Source organism: Pseudomonas sp. TE36184 (genome assembly GCF_054060055.1).
Genome location: NZ_JBSSCU010000001.1, coordinates 4,554,884 through 4,575,927 on the forward strand (window position 1 = coordinate 4,554,884; position 21,044 = coordinate 4,575,927).

At 62.6% G+C, this 21,044-nt stretch carries 20 protein-coding genes; 11 read left to right on the forward strand and 9 right to left on the reverse strand.

Annotated elements, in window-relative coordinates:
- Positions 1-8: 8 nt before the first annotated feature.
- Positions 9-827 carry a shikimate dehydrogenase gene (aroE, locus tag ACVWZP_RS20465; protein ID WP_017848973.1) on the reverse strand — a complete coding sequence of 273 codons (819 nt, stop codon included), beginning with the start codon at positions 825-827 and terminating at the stop codon, positions 9-11.
- On the reverse strand, positions 827-1,759 hold the full coding sequence (hemF, locus tag ACVWZP_RS20470) for an oxygen-dependent coproporphyrinogen oxidase (RefSeq protein WP_017848972.1): 933 nt from the start codon (positions 1,757-1,759) through the stop codon (positions 827-829). Before hemF ends, aroE begins: the two co-directional genes overlap by 1 nt.
- A gap of 160 nt (positions 1,760-1,919) precedes the next feature.
- Here hemF and ACVWZP_RS20475 point away from each other — a divergent pair, with 160 nt between their 5' ends.
- Complete coding sequence (locus ACVWZP_RS20475) at positions 1,920-2,897, forward strand: NADPH:quinone reductase (protein WP_079442542.1); 978 nt, start codon at positions 1,920-1,922, stop codon at positions 2,895-2,897.
- Positions 2,898-3,027: 130 nt separating this feature from the next.
- Here ACVWZP_RS20475 and ACVWZP_RS20480 read toward each other — a convergent pair whose 3' ends face one another.
- The 3 genes from ACVWZP_RS20480 to ACVWZP_RS20490 all read right to left on the reverse strand — a co-directional run bounded on the left by ACVWZP_RS20480 (position 3,028) and on the right by ACVWZP_RS20490 (position 5,574).
- Positions 3,028-3,585 (reverse strand): L-threonylcarbamoyladenylate synthase, encoded by a 558-nt coding sequence (locus ACVWZP_RS20480; protein WP_017848970.1) that lies wholly within the window; start codon positions 3,583-3,585, stop codon positions 3,028-3,030.
- Positions 3,586-3,639: 54 nt separating this feature from the next.
- A complete protein-coding gene (gene dprA, locus ACVWZP_RS20485; protein WP_457370104.1) occupies positions 3,640-4,734 on the reverse strand; it encodes a DNA-processing protein DprA in 1,095 nt (364 codons plus the stop codon).
- A 63-nt stretch (positions 4,735-4,797) separates the two neighbouring features.
- Complete coding sequence (locus tag ACVWZP_RS20490; RefSeq protein WP_457370105.1) at positions 4,798-5,574, reverse strand: peptidoglycan-binding protein; 777 nt, start codon at positions 5,572-5,574, stop codon at positions 4,798-4,800.
- Positions 5,575-5,709: 135 nt separating this feature from the next.
- Here ACVWZP_RS20490 and def point away from each other — a divergent pair, with 135 nt between their 5' ends.
- From def to ACVWZP_RS20515, 5 genes are all read left to right on the forward strand, one after another.
- The gene (gene def / locus ACVWZP_RS20495) at positions 5,710-6,216 is read left to right on the forward strand and encodes a peptide deformylase (RefSeq protein ID WP_017848967.1); all 507 of its coding nucleotides are present in this window, start codon (positions 5,710-5,712) and stop codon (positions 6,214-6,216) included.
- A gap of 69 nt (positions 6,217-6,285) precedes the next feature.
- Entirely contained in the window at positions 6,286-7,239 is a 954-nt protein-coding gene (fmt, locus tag ACVWZP_RS20500) for a methionyl-tRNA formyltransferase (protein ID WP_232591059.1), read from the forward strand.
- Positions 7,236-8,546, forward strand: a complete 1,311-nt coding sequence (rsmB, locus tag ACVWZP_RS20505) for a 16S rRNA (cytosine(967)-C(5))-methyltransferase RsmB (RefSeq protein WP_017848965.1) — start codon at positions 7,236-7,238, stop codon at positions 8,544-8,546. Before fmt ends, rsmB begins: the two co-directional genes overlap by 4 nt.
- A gap of 22 nt (positions 8,547-8,568) precedes the next feature.
- On the forward strand, positions 8,569-9,942 hold the full coding sequence (gene trkA, locus ACVWZP_RS20510; protein WP_046381563.1) for a Trk system potassium transporter TrkA: 1,374 nt from the start codon (positions 8,569-8,571) through the stop codon (positions 9,940-9,942).
- Positions 9,943-9,961: 19 nt separating this feature from the next.
- Positions 9,962-10,273 carry a tetratricopeptide repeat protein gene (locus ACVWZP_RS20515; RefSeq protein ID WP_256822770.1) on the forward strand — a complete coding sequence of 104 codons (312 nt, stop codon included), beginning with the start codon at positions 9,962-9,964 and terminating at the stop codon, positions 10,271-10,273.
- A gap of 137 nt (positions 10,274-10,410) precedes the next feature.
- Here ACVWZP_RS20515 and ACVWZP_RS20520 read toward each other — a convergent pair whose 3' ends face one another.
- Together ACVWZP_RS20520 and ACVWZP_RS20525 are read right to left on the reverse strand one after the other, a co-directional pair.
- Positions 10,411-11,298, reverse strand: a complete 888-nt coding sequence (locus ACVWZP_RS20520) for a lysophospholipid acyltransferase (protein ID WP_017848962.1) — start codon at positions 11,296-11,298, stop codon at positions 10,411-10,413.
- Between the two features lie 40 nt (positions 11,299-11,338).
- Positions 11,339-11,896 (reverse strand): DNA-3-methyladenine glycosylase I, encoded by a 558-nt coding sequence (locus ACVWZP_RS20525; RefSeq protein ID WP_017848961.1) that lies wholly within the window; start codon positions 11,894-11,896, stop codon positions 11,339-11,341.
- Positions 11,897-11,977: 81 nt separating this feature from the next.
- Between ACVWZP_RS20525 and glyQ the strand changes: the two genes are divergently transcribed.
- From glyQ to ACVWZP_RS20545, 4 genes are all read left to right on the forward strand, one after another.
- Positions 11,978-12,931, forward strand: a complete 954-nt coding sequence (glyQ, locus tag ACVWZP_RS20530; protein WP_003213601.1) for a glycine--tRNA ligase subunit alpha — start codon at positions 11,978-11,980, stop codon at positions 12,929-12,931.
- Positions 12,928-14,982: a glycine--tRNA ligase subunit beta gene (glyS, locus tag ACVWZP_RS20535; protein ID WP_017848960.1), complete on the forward strand. Its 2,055-nt coding sequence runs from the start codon at positions 12,928-12,930 to the stop codon at positions 14,980-14,982. Before glyQ ends, glyS begins: the two co-directional genes overlap by 4 nt.
- Positions 14,982-15,521, forward strand: coding sequence for a D-glycero-beta-D-manno-heptose 1,7-bisphosphate 7-phosphatase (gmhB, locus tag ACVWZP_RS20540; protein ID WP_169850580.1), 540 nt, complete (start codon positions 14,982-14,984; stop codon positions 15,519-15,521). Before glyS ends, gmhB begins: the two co-directional genes overlap by 1 nt.
- Before the next feature lie 82 nt (positions 15,522-15,603).
- Positions 15,604-16,374: a lysophospholipid acyltransferase family protein gene (locus ACVWZP_RS20545; protein ID WP_017848958.1), complete on the forward strand. Its 771-nt coding sequence runs from the start codon at positions 15,604-15,606 to the stop codon at positions 16,372-16,374.
- A gap of 182 nt (positions 16,375-16,556) precedes the next feature.
- Here ACVWZP_RS20545 and ACVWZP_RS20550 read toward each other — a convergent pair whose 3' ends face one another.
- On the reverse strand, positions 16,557-18,830 hold the full coding sequence (locus tag ACVWZP_RS20550) for a CHASE2 domain-containing protein (RefSeq protein WP_448123646.1): 2,274 nt from the start codon (positions 18,828-18,830) through the stop codon (positions 16,557-16,559).
- Positions 18,831-19,267: 437 nt separating this feature from the next.
- Here ACVWZP_RS20550 and ACVWZP_RS20555 point away from each other — a divergent pair, with 437 nt between their 5' ends.
- Positions 19,268-19,990, forward strand: coding sequence for a response regulator transcription factor (locus ACVWZP_RS20555; RefSeq protein WP_017848955.1), 723 nt, complete (start codon positions 19,268-19,270; stop codon positions 19,988-19,990).
- Between the two features lie 32 nt (positions 19,991-20,022).
- Here the strand turns inward: ACVWZP_RS20555 and ACVWZP_RS20560 are convergent, their stop codons facing one another.
- A complete protein-coding gene (locus ACVWZP_RS20560; protein WP_046381567.1) occupies positions 20,023-20,952 on the reverse strand; it encodes a LysR family transcriptional regulator in 930 nt (309 codons plus the stop codon).
- Positions 20,953-21,044: the final 92 nt, after the last annotated feature.

The window sequence follows — 21,044 nt, forward strand, 5'->3', positions numbered from 1 at the left end:
GAGTTGCCTCAAGCCAATTGGCGGCGCAGTTCGGCCAACACCGGCGCCGAATCCGGACGCACGCCGCGCCACAGGAAGAACGCTTCCGCCGCCTGCTCCACCAGCATGCCCAGGCCATCCATCGCCACCGCCGCGCCATGTTCCGTGGCCCAGCGGCAGAATGCGGTCGGTTCCTTGGCATACATCATGTCGTAGCAAAACGTTTTGCCCGGCGCGATCAAGCTGCCTGCAATCGGCGGTACATCGCCTGACAGGCTGGCGGAGGTGGCATTGATGATCACGTCCACCGGCTCACACAGCCAGTCGAAACCACTGGCAGACACCGGGCCCAAATCGTCGAACAACTCGGCGAGCATTTCGGCTTTTTCCACGGTGCGGTTGGCGATGATCAGCGACGCCGGCCGCTCGGCCAGTAACGGCTCCAACGCCCCGCGCACTGCGCCGCCAGCGCCGAGCAACAGGATGCGTTGCCCTTGCAGGTGCAGCCCGGCATTCACCGTCAGGTCGCGCACCAGGCCGGCGCCGTCGGTGTTATCGCCCAGCAGGCTGCCATCGGCCAGCTTGCTCAGGGTGTTCACCGCCCCGGCGCGCTCGGCGCGTGCGGTGAGGGTGTCGGCCAGGCGGTAGGCGTCTTCCTTGAACGGCACCGTGACGTTGGCGCCACGGCCTTGTTGAAAAAACTCACGGGCAAACCCGATGAAATCCTCGAGCGGCGCAAGCAGAGCGCTGTAGTCCAGTTGCTCGCCGGTCTGCTCGGCGAACATGCGGTGGATCAACGGCGACTTGCTGTGGCCGATGGGGTTGCCGAACACCACATAACGGTCCATCAGACCGCCGCCTTGGGCGCAGCCACGCCGAGCCAGTCGCGGTCTTGCAGGAAGTAGTCGGTGAGGCGCGCTTCTTCGCTGCCGGCCTCGGCTTTCCAGTCGTAGCTCCAGCGCACCTGGGGCGGCAGCGACATCAGGATCGACTCGGTACGCCCGCCCGACTGCAGGCCGAACAAGGTGCCACGGTCGTAGACCAGGTTGAATTCAACGTAGCGACCACGGCGGAATTCCTGGAATTCGCGCTGCTGTTCGGTATAGGCCTGGGCCTTGCGGCGCTGCACGATCGGCAGGTAGGCGTCGATGTACGCATCGCCGATGGCACGGATGAAGGCGAAGCAGGTGTCGAAGTCCCACTCGTTCAAGTCATCGAAGAACAGGCCGCCGATGCCGCGCGGTTCGTTGCGATGCTTGATGTAGAAGTAGGTGTCGCACCAGGCCTTGTAGCGCGCATAAACGTCGGCGCCGAACGGCGCACAGGCCTGTTCGGCCACGCGGTGCCAGTGGATGCAGTCTTCTTCGTTGGCGTAATAGGGCGTGAGGTCGAAGCCGCCGCCGAACCACCACACCGGCTCTTCACCTTCTTTTTCAGCGATGAAAAAGCGCACGTTGGCGTGGGAAGTCGGTACATGCGGGTTGTGCGGGTGAATCACCAGCGACACCCCCAGCGCTTCAAACCCACGCCCGGCCAGCTCGGGGCGATGCGCGCTGGCGGACGGCGGCAGGCCGCTGCCAAACACGTGGGAAAAGTTGACGCCGCCTTTTTCGATCACCGTACCGTTTTCAATCACACGGGTGCGACCGCCGCCGCCGGCTGGCCGGGTCCAGGCGTCTTCGATAAAGCGAGTGTCCGTCTCGAAGGTTTCCAGGGCGCTGCAAATACGGTCTTGCAGATCAAGCAGATAGGCTTTAACAGCCTCGGTGCGGGTAGTCATGGCATCACCTTGAATCGGGCAAAGCTACGCGAGGCCATTGGGCGTCGGCGGCAAATGGGCGCACAGGATACCACCGCACTCAACTCCGTCGCAGTTGACGAAGATCAAGCTTAGGAGTCCGATAGGGCGCTACCCGAATTCGAACCCAGGAGAAGTGCAGATGGCCAAACGTATCCAGTTCAGCGCCCATGGCGGCCCCGAGGTGCTTGAGTATGTGGACTACACGCCAGCAGAACCTGGCCCACAGCAGGTTCGGGTGCGCAACGCGGCCATCGGCCTGAACTTCATCGACACCTACTATCGCAGCGGCTTGTACGCGCCGCCGGCCTTGCCGTCGGGCCTGGGCGCCGAAGGTGCCGGTGTGGTCGACGCCGTGGGCAGCGAGGTCAGCCAATTCAAGGTCGGCGACCGCGTGGCCTACGGCAGCGGGCCATTGGGTGCCTACAGCGAACTGCACGTGTTGCCCGCAGCCAACCTGGTTCACCTGCCGGACGACATCAGCTTCGAACAAGCCGCCGGCGCGATGCTCAAGGGCCTGACCGTGCAATACCTGCTGCGCCAGACCTATGAGTTGAAGGGCGGCGAAACCATCCTGTTCCACGCCGCAGCCGGTGGCGTGGGCTCCCTGGCCTGCCAGTGGGCCAAGGCCCTGGGCGTGAAGCTGATCGGCACGGTCAGTTCGCCGGAAAAAGCCGCTGTGGCCAAATCCCACGGCGCCTGGGCAACCATCGACTACAGCAAGGAAAACGTCGCACAGCGCGTGCTGGAATTGACCGACGGCAAGAAATGCCCGGTGGTGTACGACGGCGTCGGCAAGGACACCTGGCTGACCTCGCTGGACTGCGCAGCGCCCCGGGGGTTGGTGGTGAGTTTCGGTAACGCCTCGGGCGCGGTGGACGGGGTGAACCTGGGGATTCTGGCGGCCAAGGGCTCGCTGTACGTCACCCGGCCGACCCTGGCGACCTACGCCAGCAACCCCAAGAACTTGCAGGCCATGGCCGATGATCTGTTCTCGATGATCCAGAGCGGCAAGGTACGCATCGATATCAACCAGCGCTTCTCGCTGGCGGAAGCGGCCAAGGCACAGACCGAGCTGTCGGCGCGGCGCACGACCGGGTCGACCATTCTGTTGCCGTAAGGCTTGGGATTTCGGCGTGGCTAAGGGCGCCATCGCGGGCAAGCCGGGCTCCTACATTTGACCGTGTTGTCATGACGGACAGCGATCGAATGTAGGAGCCGGGCTTGCCCGCGATAGCCACGCCGCGGTCTCAGGACGGCCGCACAACCTCACCCGTCACCAGATCGCGAATCAGGCTCGGGTTCTTGCGCCCACCGAGGGCGCCACCCAACACCAGATCGACCTGGCCACGGAAGTACTGCTCGACGCGAATCCGCGTGCGGGCGGCCGGGCGGCCCTGGGGGTTGGCCGAGGTGGAAATCAATGGCCCGACCAATGAGCACAAGTCGCGCACCAGCGGATGGTCGCTGACCCGCAGCGCCACGGTGTCATGCTCCCCCGTGACCCATTCCGGCAACAGGTCCTGATGAGGCACCAGCCAGGTGTTCGGCCCCGGCCAGGTGCTGGCCATGCGGTCGATCCAATCCTGCGGGAAGTCTTCGAAGAGAAAATCGAACTGGCGGATAGTATCCGCGACCAGGATCAGGCCCTTATCCACCGAGCGGTTCTTGATCGCCAGCAGCCGGTCCACCGCCGCTTCGTTCCACGGGTCACAGCCCAGGCCCCAGACCGCCTCGGTCGGATAGGCAATCACCGCGCCTGCGCGAATTTCTCGTGCGGCTTCCAGCACACGCCACCTGTTGACCATTACTCACTCTCCGGACTAAAGCTCTGCGCAGTTTACCGATCTTCCCTGCAAAACCTAGCAGCGCGCGAGCCAACGCCCGCTTTCGCAGATCACCTGGCCTTCCAGCTCCAACTCAGTGAGGGTCGCCAGCACCTGGGACAACGGCCGCCCGCTGGCAATCGCCAGGGCTTCGCTGGTGTGGGGCGCCGCATGCAGCAGTGCGACCAGTGGATGAGTCGCCGGCAGCGGCACCGGACACGGCAGCGCCTGCCAGCCGCGCAAGCCTTCAAGAATGTGCTCGATGGTTTCCACCAACACCGCGCCGTCGCGGATCAGCTGATGACAACCCTTGGCTGCGGGATGATGGATCGAGCCGGGAATCGCGTACACCTCGCGCCCTTGCTCGGCGGCGAGCCGCGCGGTGATCAGCGAACCGCTGGCGATGCCGGCTTCCACCACCAGCACGCCCAGCGACAGACCACTGATGATGCGGTTGCGCCGGGGGAAATTGCCGGCCTGGGGCGCGGCGTCCAGCGGAAACTCGGAAACCACCGCGCTGCCCTGGGCAATCATCGCGGCCGCGAGGCGTCGGTGGCGCTGTGGATAAAACTTTTCCAGGCCGGTGCCGAGTACGCCGATGGTCTGCCCGCCGACCTCCAGGGCCGCTTGATGCGCCGCGCCGTCAATGCCCAGGGCCAGGCCGCTGGTGATGACAAACCCAGCACTCGCCAGGCTGCGGGAAAAGGCGGCGGCGGTGTCCATGCCGGGGCGCGATGCGCGGCGGCTGCCGACTATGGCCAACTGGGGTTTTTCCAGGATCGCAGGGTCGCCGGCGACGAATAACAACGGCGGTGCGTCATCGATCTGGGCCAGCAGTGCGGGGTACTCAGGCTGGTCCCACATCAGCAAATGCTGGGCCGGGCGCGCCAGCCAGGCCAATGCGACACTCGCGCCCTCGCGGACTTCATGGCTGCGCCGAGCCTCGGCGCTGACGGCGGGCAAGCCGAGCGAACGCCAAGCGCTGGCCGGAGCGCTGAGCGCTTTCGAGGCGCAGCCGAACGCGTCGATCAACCGGCGAAAACGCTTCGGGCCCAGCTCCGGCAGCCTGTGCAAGCGTAGCCGGGCTTCCAGTTCTGCCGGGGAAATTTCACTGCTGTTTATCGGATACATCTGATCATCCTTGACCGGAACAAGCTGTGGATAACTCTGTTGGTAACTTATTTAGCAGCCTATTTATTGCGTTTGACGGGCCGTCTCGAAACGGTCCATCACCGCCAGTGGCCGCGAGGCATTGAGGACCAGGCCGTAACTGAGTTTTTCGTAGGTGCGAAACACCAGCAGCATGCCGCCGTACTCATCGGCCAGCTTCACCGGAGCGCCGCTGAGAGCGTCGCGTACCGTGGCGCCGGTCTTGATCACATTCAGCCGTTGGCCGTCGACCAGGCCGTCGCGGCGGCCTTTATTCAGGGTCACGGCATCCAGCACGCCGATCTGCGTCACGCCCTTGGGCACGTCGATGATGCGCCCTTCGATAAACGGCGCGGCCTGCGGGCCTTCCAGGCTGGCCAGCGCAACCGGCGGTTCGGCACGCAGCAAGCGGTCGCCGGGGCGCACTTCCTGGGTAACCCGATGTACGGCAAGGGTGGTCAGGTCGCCGGCCATCACCCAGTGCGCGGTGCCGATGTCGTCGGCGTGGATACCCAGTAACTCCTGGGTTTTGGGGTCGGTGTAGACCTTGCCTCGGCGGAAAATCCCATAGCTTGGCTGGGCCGGGTCCAGGACGCCGCGGGCATGCACGCGCTCGCCATTGGCCCCCAGCACGCGCCCGGCCTCTGCCGCGACAACGTAGGGCGCGTTATCGAGATCGAGGGGCGAATCGAGGATGCGATTGTGTAACAAAAATCGCTGGATGGCCTGTTGCGTCGGTTGATCCAGGCGCGGGCCGGGCGATGGAAGCAGGGCCTGGGCGAACGGCGCCCAGAGCAGCAAGACGAGTAGCGATTTCCTCATGGGGTGAATCTCCTTTATTATGTACGTTCGCGTGAAACGCCATAGCCTTCGCGGCTTCCGAGCGTTCCACACCGGCCGTGCGGGTCCATCCCTACGCCGATTTGCCTTTACCTCACATGTGCAGCAATTACGCTTATGGCTATTTTGAACATCCTCGAATTCCCCGACTCGCGCCTGCGCACGATCGCCAAACCGGTGGCCGTAGTGGACGATAAGGTTCGTCAGTTGGTCGATGACATGTTTGAAACAATGTATGAAGCCCCGGGCATCGGCCTCGCCGCGACCCAGGTCAACGTGCATCAGCGTGTCGTGGTGATGGACCTGTCCGAAGATCGCAGCGAGCCACGGGTGTTCATCAACCCCGAGTTCGAAGCGCTGACCGACGAAATGGGCGAATACCAGGAAGGCTGCCTGTCGGTGCCGGAGTTCTACGAGAACGTCGAGCGCCCGGTGCGCGTGAAGATCAGGGCCCTGGACCGCGACGGCAAGCCCTTCGAGCAGGTTGCCGAAGGCCTGCTGGCGGTGTGTATCCAGCACGAATGCGACCACCTCAACGGCAAGCTGTTTGTCGATTACCTGTCCACGCTCAAACGTGACCGGATCAAGAAGAAGCTGGAAAAAAAGCACCGCCAGCAAGCTTGATGCCCTTCTTCCAAAGGCTTGCTGCGGCAAGCCTTTTTCTTTTGTGACTGCTTTTAACCGAGAACGCCCATGACCGAGCCACTGCGCATTGTTTTTGCCGGCACACCCGAATTTGCCGCCGAACACCTCAAGGCCCTGCTCGCCAGCCCTTATGACATCGTCGCGGTGTACACCCAGCCGGATCGCCCGGCCGGTCGCGGGCAAAAACTGATGCCGAGCCCGGTCAAGCAACTGGCGCTGGAGCACCACATTCCCGTGCTGCAACCGCCGACCCTGCGCAACGCCGAGGCCCAGGCCGAGTTGGCCGCGCTGAAACCGGACCTGCTGGTGGTGGTGGCCTACGGCTTGATCCTGCCCCAAGTGGTCCTGGACATCCCGCGCCTGGGTTGCATCAACAGCCATGCCTCGCTGCTGCCACGCTGGCGCGGTGCGGCACCGATCCAACGCGCCGTGGAAGCGGGCGACAGCGAAAGCGGCGTGACCGTGATGCGTATGGAAGCGGGCCTGGATACCGGCCCGATGCTGTTGAAAGTCAGCACCCCGATCACCGCCGAAGACACCGGCGGCAGCCTGCACGATCGCTTGGCCGAGATGGGCCCGCCGGCCGTGATCCAGGCGATTGCCGGGCTCGCTGCCGGCACCCTCGAAGGCGAGGTGCAGGACGACAGCCTGGCGACCTACGCGCACAAACTGAACAAGGACGAAGCGCGCCTCGACTGGAGCCGCCCGGCCGTGGAACTGGAGCGCCTGGTGCGCGCGTTCAACCCGTGGCCGATCTGCCACAGCACCCTCAACGGCGAAGCCTTGAAGGTGTTGGCTGCCACCCTGGCCGACGGCAAGGGCGCCCCCGGTGAAATCATCGGTGCCAGCAAGGACGGCCTGCTGGTCGCCTGCGGTGAACAGGCGCTGTGTCTGACGCGTCTGCAATTGCCCGGTGGCAAGGCGCTGAGTTTCAGCGATTTGTTCAACAGCCGTCGTGAGAAATTTGCCGTAGGCACGCTTCTCGGGGTGGCCGCCCAATGAACCCGCGTCTGGCCGCCGCCAAGGCCCTGGCCGCCGTGCTCAACGGCAAGGCTTCGCTGAACAGTTCGCTGCCGACCCAGTTGGATAAGGTCGAAGACCGTGATCGCGGTTTCACCCAGGACCTGGCCTTCGGCACCGCGCGCTGGCAGCCACGGCTGTCGGCGCTGGCAGCCAAGCTGCTGCAAAAGCCGTTCAAGGCGGCCGATGCCGATGTAGAAGCGCTGCTGCTGGTAGGCCTCTATCAATTGCTCTACACCCGCGTGCCGGCCCACGCCGCCATCGGTGAAACCGTCGGCTGCGCCGAAAAGCTGAAAAAACCCTGGGCCAAAGCCCTGCTCAACGCCGTGCTGCGCCGCGCCCAGCGCGAAAGCGAAGCGCTGCTGGCCGAGCTGGAACATGACCCGGTGGTGCGTACCGCTCACCCGCGCTGGCTGCAAAAATCCCTGAAAGCCTTCTGGCCCGAGCAATGGGAAGCCATCTGCGCGGCCAACAATGCACACCCGCCGATGATCCTGCGGGTCAACCGTCGCCATCACCGCCGCGATGCTTATCTGCAATTGCTGACCGACGCGGGCATCGCGGCCGCGCCGTGCGTGTACAGCACCGATGGCATCGTGCTCGAAGCCGCCACCGACGTGCGCAGCCTGCCGGGCTTCGCCGAGGGCTGGATCAGCGTGCAGGACGAAGCCGCGCAACTGGCGGCCGACCTGCTCGACCTGGCCCCAGGCCAGCGCGTGCTGGACGCCTGCTGCGCCCCCGGCGGTAAGACGTGTCACATCCTGGAGGTCGAAAAAGACCTCGCCGGCGTCGTCGCCGTCGACCTGGAAGCCAAGCGCCTGGTGCGCGTGCGGGAAAACCTCGCACGCCTGGGCCTGAGCGCCGAGCTGATCGCCGCCGATGGCCGCGACACCGCCACCTGGTGGGACGGCAAGCCGTTCCAGCGCATCCTGCTCGACGCGCCGTGCTCCGCCACCGGCGTGATCCGTCGCCACCCGGACATCAAGCTGACCCGCCAACCCGACGACATCGCCGCCCTGGCCGTGCTGCAAGGCGAACTGCTCGACGCGTTGTGGCCGACCCTGGAAGTCGGCGGCATCCTGCTCTACGCCACTTGTTCCACCTTGCCCACCGAGAACACCGAGGTCATCGAAGCCTTCCTCGCCCGTACCAGCGGCGCGCGCGAGCTGGACCTCGCCACCGCAGCCGGCATCAAGCAGCCCCACGGGCGCCAATTGCTGGCACAGGAAGGCGGACACGATGGCTTCTACTACGCCAAACTGATCAAGATCGCCGCCGCACGCGGCTGAACGGTTCAAAGGGAGTGACCGGATGAAAATCATCATCCTCGGGGCAGGGCAGGTCGGTGGCACGCTGGCCGAGCATTTGGCCAGCGAATCCAACGACATCACCGTGGTCGACACCGATGCCGAGCGCCTGCGCAACCTGGGCGACCGCCTGGACATTCGTACCGTGCAGGGTCGTGCGTCGTTTCCTACGGTGCTGCGTCAGGCGGGTGCCGACGATGCCGATATGCTGGTGGCCGTGACCAACAGCGACGAGACCAATATGGTCGCGTGCCAGGTCGCCCACACGCTGTTCCACACCCCGACCAAGATCGCCCGAGTGCGTGAAGCCGCCTACCTGACCCGCGCCGGCCTGTTCGACAACGACGCGATCCCGGTGGACGTGCTGATCAGCCCGGAGCAGGTGGTCACCCATTACATCAAGCGCCTGATCGAGATTCCCGGCGCGTTGCAGGTGATCGACTTCGCCGACGGCAAAGCGCAACTGGTCGCCGTGAAGGCCTATTACGGCGGGCCGTTGGTCGGCCAGCAACTGCGCCAACTGCGCGAACACATGCCGAATGTGGAAACCCGCGTCGCGGCGATTTTCCGGCGTGACCGGCCGATCCTGCCCCAGGGCGACACGGTGATCGAGGCTGACGACGAAGTCTTCTTCATCGCCGCCAAAGCGAATATTCGTGCCGTGATGAGCGAAATGCGCCGTCTCGATGAGACGTATAAACGCATCGTCATCGCCGGTGGCGGGCAGATCGGCGAACGCTTGGCTGAGGCCATCGAAAGCCGCTACCAAGTGAAGATCATCGAGATGAGCCCGGCGCGCTGCCGGCATTTGTCCGACACCCTCGACAGCACTGTAGTCCTGCAAGGCAGCGCCTCGGACCGCGACCTGTTGATGGAAGAAAACATCGCCGACGCCGATATCTTCCTGGCCCTGACCAACGATGACGAAGCCAACATCATGTCATCGCTGCTGGCCAAGCGGCTGGGGGCGAAGAAGGTGATGACCATCATCAATAACCCGGCGTATGTCGACCTGATCCAGGGCGGCGATATCGACATCGCCATCAGCCCGCAGTTGGCGACTATCGGCACCTTGCTCACCCACGTGCGCCGTGGCGATATCGTCAGCGTCCACTCCCTGCGCCGCGGCGCGGCGGAAGCCATCGAGGCGATCGCCCATGGCGACTCGAAGTCGAGCAAGGTGATCGGCAAGGCCATCCGCGACATCGGCTTGCCGCCGGGTACCACCATCGGTGCGATCATTCGCGATGAAGAAGTGATCATTGCCCACGACGACACGGTAATTGCCACCGGCGACCATGTGATCCTGTTCCTGGTGGATAAAAAACATATCCGCGATGTGGAGAAGCTGTTCCACGTGGGGTTGAGCTTTTTCTGATCAAACGGAGTACACCGACATGCTCGAATCCCTGGAGAAAATGCTGGCCAAGGGTGTGGATAACGCCCTGCTGCGCTTTGGGCTGGGCAAGGGTTATCTGGACCTGAAGGACAACGCCAAGGCCGCCGAGCATCTGCACAAGTGTGTCGAGTTTGATCCGAAGTATTCGGCGGCGTGGAAGCTGTTGGGGAAGGCGCACGCCGGATTGGGTGACCGTCCCGCTGCGCGACAGGCCTGGGAGAAGGGCATTGAAGCGGCCCAGGCCCATGGCGACAAGCAGGCCGAAAAAGAGATGACTGTGTTCCTGAAAAAACTCGACCGCAAGGCCTAAGCGGAACTCAAATGTGGGAGGGGCGGTGCGACGATTCGACTTGCCCCCGATAGCGGAGGTTCAGTCAAATATGCATTGGCTGACACACTGCTATCGGGGGCAAGCCCCCTCCCACATTGTTTTGGGTTGCCCTTGAGTCAGTACCACCGCGCCTCACCCGGCGGGCGTTTCTTGAAGCGCTTCATGCTCCACATGTACTGGCTCGGGTAGGCGCCGACATAACGCTCCACCACCTTGCTCATCGCCGCGCAGGAGGTGGCGGTGTCGGTGCTGTACATGTCTTCCGGCGCTGCTTCCAGGATCACTTTGTAGCCTGAACCGTCCGGCAGGCGCAGGGCATGCAGGAATACACCGACCGCCTTGTGGCCCGCGAGCATGTTCGGCACGAACTTGCTGGTCAGCGCCTGGGTGGCGAAGAACGGCACGAAGATCCCCGCCGATTCAGCCGGCTCCGGGTCGGCCGGAATGCCCACCTGGCCGCCCTTGCGCACTTCCTTGATGACACTGAGGATGCCTTCCTTGGTGGACGCCGCCACGCGGTTACCCAGTTGCACGCGTTGCTTGCGCAGCAGGTCATCCACCGCCTTGAGCTTCGGCGGGCGGTAGAAAATGATCGGTTTGCACTGGCTGCAATAGAAGTGGTTCAACACCTCCCAGTTGCCCAGGTGGCTGGTGATACCGACCACGCCTTTGCCCGAGGCCAGGGCTTCGTGGAGGACTTCCAGGCCTTCGACTTCGCGCACCAAGTCGATGGAGCGCTGGGCCGGCCAGATCCAGGCGCAGGCGCTTTCGGTCAGGGACTTGCCGATGTCCATCAGGCTGCGGCCCACCAGGCGCTCGCGCTCGGCCGGGTCCATGTCCGGGAAGCATTTTGAGAGGTTGATCCGCACCGTGTCGCGGGAGCGGTTGGGGGTTTTCCACATGATCCAGCCAATCGCTGAACCTACGGCTTGCACGGCGCGCCAGGGCAGCAGGGCAAACAACCGGAGAGCGCCTACCAGCAAGGCGCCTTTAAACTTTTCCACAGGTCACTCCTGATCGTGTGTGGTGCGCAAAGCACGCATTCTAACCGGCGTTGGCCAAGTCCGCGTAACGGTCGCAGTCCTGAGTGTGGTCCATGACCATGCCCGAGGCCTGCATGAACGCGTAGCAAATAGTCGGCCCGACGAAGGTGAAACCGGCTTTTTTCAGCGCGCGGCTCATGGCCTCGGCTTCGGCGGTAATCGCCGGGACTTCGCTGCGGTCCTTGAAGTGATTGACCTTGGGCACGCCGCCGACAAACGACCACAGCAGCCCCACCGGGTCCTCCAGCGCCAACCAGGCCGCGGCGTTGCGGCGGGTGGCGTTGAGCTTCAGACGATTGCGCACGATGCCTGGGTCGAGCATCAACGCTTCGATCTCGGCATCGCTCAGCCGCGCCAGGCGCTGTGCATCAAAACCGAACAAGACCTTTCGATAATGCTCGCGTTTGCGTAAAACGGTGATCCAGGACAGGCCCGCCTGGAACCCTTCGAGCAAAAGTAACTCGAACAAACCCTGCGCATCGCGCAGCGGCGTTCCCCACTCCTGATCGTGATAAGCCATGTACAGCGGATCTTCAGAACACCAAAAGCAGCGTGGCATAAGGCTCCAGGGGATGGTGGCGCGGCCGAATCGGGTATACTCCCGCTCTTTAAATCGCAGCCCAAGTAACAGGTGAATTTCGTGAGCCAGCCTACGCCAGCCGTGCGTACCTTCCAAGACTTGATCCTCGCCCTCCAGCAGTACTGGGCCGAGCAAGGTTGTGTGGTACTTCAGCCCTACGATATGGAAGTAGGCGCCGGCACTTTCCACACCGCTACATTCCTGCGGGCCATCGGCCCGGAAACCTGGAACGCCGCTTATGTGCAGCCCAGTCGGCGCCCGACTGACGGCCGCTACGGCGAAAACCCGAACCGTCTGCAGCATTACTACCAGTTCCAGGTGGTATTGAAGCCGAACCCGGACAACTTCCAGGAGCTGTACCTCGGCTCGCTGAAACATGTCGGCCTCGACCCGTTGGTCCACGACATCCGTTTCGTCGAAGACAACTGGGAATCGCCGACCCTGGGCGCCTGGGGCCTGGGCTGGGAAGTCTGGCTGAACGGCATGGAAGTCACGCAGTTCACCTACTTCCAGCAAGCGGGCGGCATCGAGTGCTACCCGGTGACCGGCGAGATCACCTACGGTCTCGAGCGCCTGGCCATGTACCTGCAAGGCGTGGATTCGGTCTACGACCTGGTGTGGGCAGACGGCCCGTTCGGCAAAGTGACCTACGGCGATGTGTTCCACCAGAACGAAGTGGAGCAGTCGACTTATAACTTCGAACACGCCAACGTCGAGAAGCTGTTCGAACTGTTCGACTTCTATGAAAGCGAAGCCAAGCGCCTGATCGAACTGGACCAGCCGCTGCCGTTGCCGAGCTATGAAATGGTGTTGAAGGCGTCCCATACCTTCAACCTGCTGGACGCCCGCCGCGCCATCTCGGTGACTGCGCGCCAGCAATATATTCTGCGTGTTCGCACCCTGGCGCGTTCCGTCGCCCAAGCCTACCTGCTGGCTCGCGCCAAGCTGGGCTTCCCGATGGCAACCCCGGACCTGCGTGATGAAGTGTTGGCTAAGCTGGAGGCTGCACAATGAGTGCTCAAGATTTTCTGGTTGAACTGGGCACCGAAGAGCTGCCACCCAAGGCACTGAACACCCTGGCCGATGCGTTCCTGGCCGGTATCGAAAAAGGCCTGCAAAGCGCCGGCCTGAAGTTCGAGGCGAAAAAAGTCTACGCCGCGCCGCGTCGCCTGGCGGTGTTGCTGACCGCGCTGGAAACCCAGCAGCCGGATCGCAGCATCAACCTCGACGGCCCGCCACGCCAGGCCGCTTTCGACGCCGAAGGCAACCCGACCCAAGCAGCGCTGGGTTTTGCCAAGAAGTGTGGCGTCGAGCTGAGCGAGATCGACCAGAGCGGCCCGAAACTGCGTTTCAGCCAGGTCATCAAAGGCAAGCCGACTGCCAGCTTGTTGCCGACCATCGTCGAAGACTCCCTGAACGACCTGCCGATCCCCAAGCGCATGCGCTGGGGTGCGCGCAAGGAAGAGTTCGTGCGTCCGACCCAGTGGCTGGTGATGCTGCTCGGTGACCAGGTCATCGATTGCACCATCCTTGCCCAGAAAGCCGGCCGCGATTCCCGTGGTCACCGCTTCCACCACCCGCAAAGCGTGCGTATCACCGCGCCGGCCAACTACCTCAACGACCTGCGCGCCGCCTATGTGCTGGCCGACGCCAACGAGCGTCGCGAGCTGATCAGCAAGCGCACCGAAGAGCTGGCCCGCCTGCAGGAAGGCACCGCCATCGTGCCGCCAAGCCTGTTGGACGAAGTGACCGCCCTGGTTGAATGGCCGGTGCCGCTGGTGTGCTCGTTCGAAGAACGCTTCCTCGATGTGCCGCAAGAAGCGCTGATCACCACGATGCAGGACAACCAGAAGTACTTCTGCCTGCTGGACGTGGACGGTAAGTTGCTGCCGCGCTTCATCACCGTGGCCAACATCGAAAGCAAGGACCCGCAGCAGATCATCGCCGGTAACGAAAAAGTCGTGCGCCCGCGCCTGACCGACGCCGAGTTCTTCTTCAAGCAAGACAAGAAGCAGAAGCTCGAAGACTTCAACCTGCGCCTGCAAAACGTGGTGTTCCAGGAAAAACTCGGCAGCGTCTACGACAAGGCTGTGCGCGTTTCCAAACTGGCCGCCTACATTGCCCCGCGCATTGGTGGTGACGCTGCCTGGGCTGCGCGCGCAGGCCTGCTGTCCAAGTGCGACCTGGCCACCGAGATGGTCGGCGAGTTCCCGGAAATGCAAGGCGTTGCCGGTTACTACTACGCCCTCAACGACGGCGAGCCGGACGATGTCGCCCTGGCCCTGAACGAGCAGTACATGCCGCGCGGTGCTGGCGCCGAGTTGCCGACCACCCTGACCGGTGCGGCCGTGGCCATTGCCGACAAGCTGGATACCCTCGTCGGGATCTTCGGCATCGGCATGCTGCCTACCGGCAGTAAAGACCCGTATGCCCTGCGCCGTGCGGCCCTGGGCGTACTGCGGATCCTGATCGACAAGAAGCTCGACCTCGACCTGACCCAGGCCGTGGTGTTCGCGGTCGGCCAGTTCGGCGGCAAGGTCAAGCAAACCGGCCTGGCCGAGCAAGTGCTGGAGTTCGTGTTCGACCGCCTGCGTGCGCGTTACGAAGACGAAGGCGTGGACGTTTCGGTGTACCTGTCGGTACGTGCCCTGCAACCGGGTTCGGCGCTGGACTTCGACCAACGCGTGCAAGCCGTGCAGGCCTTCCGCAAACTGCCGGAAGCCGACGCCCTGGCCGCCGTGAACAAGCGCGTGTCGAACCTGTTGAGCAAGGCCGACAACCTCGGCAATGCCGATGTCGACCCAGGCCTGTTCGCCGATGCCAAGGAGTTCTCGCTGAACTCGGCCATCGCCAAGGCGGAAAATGCGGTGAAACCGCTGATCGCCGAACGCAACTACGCCGAAGCACTGGCGCGCCTGGCCACCTTGCGCGAGCCGGTGGATGCGTTCTTCGAAGCGGTGATGATCAATGCCGAAGATGCCGGCGTGCGGAAAAACCGCTACGCCATGCTGGCGCGTCTGCGCGGTCTGTTCATCAACATCGCTGACATTTCCGTATTGGGCTGATCATGTTGAAACTGCTGATTCTCGATCGGGACGGGGTGATCAATTACGACTCCGACGCTTACATCAAGTCGGTGGAGGAATGGATCCCACTGCCCGGCGCGATCGAGGCCATCGCGCAGTTGAGCAAGGCCGGCTGGACGGTGGCCGTCGCCACCAACCAGTCCGGCATCGCCCGCGGCTACTACGACATCGCAACCCTGGACGCCATGCACGCGCGCTTGCGCACGTTGGTGGCGGAGCAGGGCGGTGAGGTGGGGCTGGTGGTGTACTGCCCCCACGGGCCGGATGAGGGCTGCGATTGCCGCAAACCCAAGCCTGGCATGTTGAAAACTATTTCAGAACATTACAACGTGCCCCTGGCTGGGCTATGGTTCGTCGGGGACAGCCTCGGTGACCTGGAGGCGGCCAAAGCCGTCGACTCTCAGCCAGTTTTGGTAAAGACCGGGAAAGGCGAAAAGACCCAGGCGAAAAACCTGCCGGTAGGCACCTTGATTTTTGACGATCTGGCGGCGGTTGCCGCAGAACTTATCAACAACTAGCCGCCCTCGACTGCCTGACCAAGGACTGTTCGGGAGTGCGCCTTCAACAGGCGGGCTGTGTCCCGCAACGGTAAATGCCGCCATGTCGATTTTGCAGGCCATCAGAACCTTCTTCTTTTACCTGCTGTTGGGCACCAGTTCGTTTCTCTGGTGCACCCTGAGCTTTTTTATCGCGCCTTTTCTGCCGTTCAAGGCGCGCTATCGCTTCATCAACGTCTATTGGTGCCGCTGCGCGCTGTGGCTGACCAAGGTGTTCCTGAACATCCGCTTCGAGGTCAAGGGCGCGGAAAACGTCCCGGATCAGCCCTGCGTGATTCTGTCGAACCACCAGAGCACGTGGGAGACGTTCTTCCTCTCGGCGTACTTCTCGCCCCTGAGCCAAGTGCTCAAGCGCGAGCTGCTGTATGTGCCGTTCTTCGGCTGGGCGATGGCGATGCTGCGCCCGATCGCCATCGACCGCGACAACCCCAAGGCGGCGCTCAAGCACGTGGCCAAAAAGGGCGACGAGCTGCTCAAGGACGGCGTCTGGGTGCTGATCTTTCCGGAAGGTACGCGTGTGCCCTACGGCACCGTCGGCAAGTTCTCACGCGGCGGCACGGCATTGGCCGTCAACGCCCACCTGCCCGTGTTGCCGATTGCACATAATGCCGGCAAGTACTGGCCAAAAACCGGTTGGGCAAAACGTGCTGGCACCATCACCGTGGTGATCGGGGAACCGATGTACGCCGAAGGTGAAGGACCGCGTGCAATTGCCGCACTGAATGACCGCGCCGCCGCCTGGAATGAAGCCCAGCAACGCGCCATGGGTTCGCTGCCGCCGGAGCCGGTAGCGGTGGACACGCCGGTGGCCTGATCATCTGTGGATAACCTGTGTACGGTTTGTTGGCAAAATGGCATTTTCTCTTCATAACAAGATGATTTTATTAGATATTTCCTGAACTCATAAAAATACTAAAAACGTGCATAAGTTTTTTTTGGATAAAAAAACCGGTCCTTGAGACCGGTTTTTTATACACAGCGCAAAAGCACGTTTTGTCAGTCTTCCAACTGGGGCAGCTGCAGGGTGAATGTGGTGCCCTTGCCCACCACGCTTTCGCAGCAGATACGGCCACCGTGCCGCTCCACAACGGCCTTGACCATGGTCAGGCCCAACCCAAGGCCTTCGCTGCCCTGGGCAGAATCGAAGCGGCGGTACTGGCTGAACAGTTCCGGCAAGTCCTTTGCCGCAATGCCCGGGCCCTGGTCGCTGATGCGACACTCCAGCCAACCTTGCGCGCTGCCGTGGCTCAACCTCACGGTGGTGCCGGCCGGCGAGTATTTGATCGCGTTCTCCAGCACGTTGAACAACGCGCGGGTGAGCAGGGATTGATCGGCCGACACCATGCCTTCATCCGCTTCATCCAGGTCGTGGATCAACTGGATACCCTTGAGCTGCGCAATCACCGCCACCTGATCGAACGCATCCATCACCAGCATGGCAAACAGGCTTGGCTGGAAGTGGTAGCCGTCAGCCTCGGCTTTCGCCAGTTGTACGAATGATTCGGTGAGGCTCAAGGCGCGTCGAACCTGCTGCTCGATCTGGGCAAACACCGGCGACTCCGCGTTATGCACATCCAGTAACGCGAGGATCGCCGAGTGCGGCGCGCGCAGGTCGTGGGACAGGAAGCGCAGCATGGTTTCGCGGTGTTGCTGGGCTTCGCGCTCCTTGCTCAAGTCGGTCAGGCTGAGCAGCCAGCCGAGGGCGACATCGCCTTCGGCGGGCAGCAAGGGTGCGATTTCCATGCGCAGGCTGCGTTGGTGGATGTCCCGGAACTCGACGATTTCCAGGGCGGACAAGGCAGGGCGCACGCCGTTATGCAAGGGTGGATAACCCAGGTCGGCGAGCTGTTCGAGCAGGTTTTGGTTGACCAGATCATTGCCGAATACTTCACGGGCAATACGGTTGGCCAACAGGATGTTGCCCCGCGGATCGGTAATCAGGGTCGCCACCGGCAGGCATTCGAGGCCATCGGCCATGAAGCGTCGGGTGTCACGGGTGCGGCTGACGGCCTGCTCCAGGGCAAAGATGCGCCCTTGCAACACATCGCCTTTGTTCGCGGGCGCTCGGCGGCGTTCGGGCAGCACCTTGGGTTCGTTGTCCAGGCGCGCCAGTTCCCAGCCAAAGTAGGCAAGGATCACGCTCAGGCGGCGCCAGTTCCAGATCAGGTAGCTGAGCAACATACCGATCAGGCAGGCCGCGGGCGACCACCAATGGCCAAGGCGTAACAGCGCCCACGCGCCGAGCAACGCGCCGGCCATGCAAGCCAAGGTCATCCACAGTGCGTAGCGTGGGCGGTACAGCAAAAGGCCGAGCAACAACGCCACCCAGGCAGTGGCGATCAGTGCCGCGAGCCAGCCGGGGAGGTCGACAATGCTGCGCTCCTGCAGCAAACCGTTGAGCACATTGGCCTGGATTTCCACACCGGCGGTGGTATCCGGAGTGGAGGAGAGCGGCGTCACAAAACGGTCCCCCAGCCCATAGGCGCTGGCGCCCACCAGGATCAGGCGGTCGCGCAGCAATTCGGCCGGCACTTCGCCGTGCAATACGCTGGCGTAGGACACACTAGGAAACCCATGCGGCTCAGACGTGGACGGGACGCGAACTCTATATTCCCGATGCCAGCGCTGACTGTTCGGTTGTTCGCTGCGTCCCGGCATTTGCGCGGTTTGCCCGCTCAACGTATACGCCAGCCATGCCAACTGCGGCAGGGTGTTCCCGGGCGGGCCTTCACGCAGATACAGGCTGCGGACGGCACCGTCGCTGTCTGCTTCGACGTTGATATGGCCCAGCCCCTTGGCGCAATTGAGCAGCGGCAACAGCTGTTCGCCCGGCTGGCTCGCGCCGCCATCGCGTTCCAGGGGAAGCAAAACATTCCCGGCGTTGCACACGGCATTGGCCAGGCGCTGGTCATCGGTGGCGTTGCGCGGCTCACTGAAGATCACATCGAACAAGATACCCGCGGGTTGGGCAGCGCTCAGACGGTTGATGACGTCGGCATGCAGGCTGCGCGGCCATGGCCATTGGCCGAGCTTTTTCAGGCTCTGGTCATCGATGGTCACCAGCAAAATGCGTGGATCGACCGGCAGAGGGGTCAGGCGGCGCAGGCCGTCATACAGCGGGTTATTGAAGGCCAGGCCCGCACTTGAGGACAAATATGCAGTAAAGGGCAGCAACACCAGGCCAATCCACAGCCACTCCCGAAACAGGCCATGGAACAACAACTGCGCCTGGGTGGGCTGGCGTTTTTCGGCCTTGCGCCACAGCATCACGGGGCGACCGCCAGGAACCCGCACCGCTGCTGAAAATGGACAGTTGAAGATGTCATAGACCCGGTTTCTCCCTCCAGGTGGTGCGCGGTGTGGTGCTGAACCCAGTGAAGCTCATTTTGATCGCCCCGGGGTTTTTCCTGAATGCGTTCGTTGAAACATACCGTACATCGGGGCGCAGTATCAGCTACCCGCACGGCTATGCAATGCCAGCGGCACTGATCCTTTTCCTTACGCACGGGAGTCGGTATCTTTCCCCCTGAGTCGCATGGTTTTTCAAAGCGTTAACGGCCCTTTGATATCAGCGTACCGAGAGATCCAAAGGGTCGTTGAATCTGAGCACAATTCTTCAGATTCAATGACTGGCATCTGCGCAGCAAGGACGCCCGCTCTTCGACCGGCCGACAGCTGAAATATTTCCAAGTAGAAAGGACCCACCCATGCGTGTCGCAATACTGGATGACGAACCCGCTGAATTGCAGCGGGTGGAACAGACACTGCGACAGATCCCCAGCAACCTGGAACAGCCTTGGTCTGTGCATTGCTTCGAACGCGGTGAGGACCTGCTGCGCCAACTGCGCCGGGAAACCTTCGACCTGCTGATCCTCGACTGGCAGCTGCCCGACATCAGCGGCATCGCCTTGCTGCGCTGGACCCGTGAACACATGGAATCGCCCCCGGCCGTGATCATGCTTACCAGCCGCGATGCCGAAAGCGATATCGTCACCGCCCTGAACAGCGGCGCCGACGATTACGTCAGTAAACCCTTTCGCCCGAATGAACTCAAAGCCCGGGTCAACGCCGTCCTGCGCCGCCACGGTCTGCAAAAGTCGGCGACGTCTGAAGTGCAAAGTTTCAACGACCTGACCTTTGACGACGCCGAACTGACCGTCACCCGTGCGGGCAAACCGATCAACCTGACCGAACGCGAATACCGCCTGGCCAGTTGCCTGTTCGCCAACCTGGCGCGGCCGTTGTCTCGCGAGTATCTGTATGAGCGGTTCTGGAGCCATGAAGAAATGGTCTCGTCGCGGCCGCTGGACACACATATCTATCGGCTGCGGAACAAGCTGGGGTTAACCGCGGATCGGGGTTGGCAGTTGTTGACGATCTATGGATACGGCTACCGGTTGGAGAGTGTGGCGGCCGCTTCAGCGGGTTAAAAATGCCGATGTTCCACGTGGAGCATTTGGCTTTATTGATGCAGAGAGACGTGGCGGCTATCCAAATACGGCCGCATCAATGCCTCGAACCACTCGTGGAACACATCCAGTCGCTGCGAACGCTGCCGGCGGTGCGGGTAGAGCAGGGATACCGGCATCGAAGCGGCACAGTAACTCGACATGACCTCCACCAGTTGTCGTGAGTCCAGCAGGTGTTGGACGTCGAAGCGCGGGATCTGGATCAACCCCAACCCTGCAAGGCAGCAAGCGATATAGCTTTCGGCATTGTTCACGATCACCCGGCTCGGCACGTCGAACCGCTGCACGCTGCCGTCGCCGGACAGGTATTCCCAAGGCAGTTCCTTGCCCGACTTCGGCGACGCATAGCCGATGGTCCAATGTCCATCGAGTAGCTGCGCAGGCTGCTGAGGCTCTCCATGCTCAAGCAAATAGGCCGGGCTCGCACAATTGATCAAGGCAATCTGACCCAGCGGCCGCACCACAAGACTGCTGTCATGCAGCGCGCCAACGCGCACCGCGCAGTCCACACCTTCCTGCACCAGATCGATGGCCCGGTCGGTCGAACCCAAAATCAATTGAAGCAGGGGATGACAACGCAACAGGCCGGGCAGCGCTGGCGCAATGACGCGGCGGGCAATGCGGCTGGGCACATCGATGATCAGCCGACCGGAAACTTGCCGCTGGCTGGCCTGGAATAACTGGTCGATGTCTTCGACGTTGCACAACACCGGGCGTACACGGCTGAGCAATTGCTCCCCATCGGGTGTCAGCCGTACCTGCCGCGTCGTGCGATGCAGCAGGCGCACGCCCAGTTGAGCCTCTAACTGCTGGATGGCCGCAGACACCGACGCTCGTGGCATCTCCAGCGCGTTGGCAGCTTTGATGAAGCTGCCCATCTCGGCCACTTTGGCGAATACGCGGTACTGGTCGAATCTGTCCATGTATCTGCCCTGCCGATGGTCCCGACGTCAGCCTGCCCAGGGGCGCCTGCTTTGCGTCGATTGTACGGCGCCCCAGCAGCGGATGGCGACGA